The following is a 277-nucleotide window of genomic DNA, read 5'->3' as shown; positions in this document are numbered from 1 at the left end:
CCATGTTCAGGAGCGGCCACTGATGGCTGAGATCACTGCACAGGACCTGCGCGCCCTGTTCTCGGCGATCGCCGCGACCATTACGGAAAACCGCGACCGCCTCAGTGAACTCGACGGCGTCATCGGCGATGCCGACCATGGCATCACCATGGAGCTCGGTTTTTCGACGGTGAAGACAAGCCTCGCGGCCAATGCGGCAGAGAGTGATCTCGGCGCCATCTTCAACCTCGCCGCCAAGTCATTCCTGAACGCCGTCGGCGCCTCATCGGGACCGCTC

1 protein-coding gene is annotated in these 277 nt (G+C 62.8%); it reads left to right on the top strand.

Annotation, left to right across the window (positions count from 1 at the left end; genetic code table 11):
- The coding region (locus SB679_RS23990; RefSeq protein ID WP_410704747.1) for a DAK2 domain-containing protein at positions 1–277 on the top strand (277 nt) is incomplete at both ends.

The organism is Chryseobacterium sp. SIMBA_029 (assembly GCF_046535275.1).
Lineage (GTDB): Bacteria > Bacteroidota > Bacteroidia > Flavobacteriales > Weeksellaceae > Chryseobacterium.
This window is presented reverse-complemented; position numbering and strand designations above follow the sequence as displayed.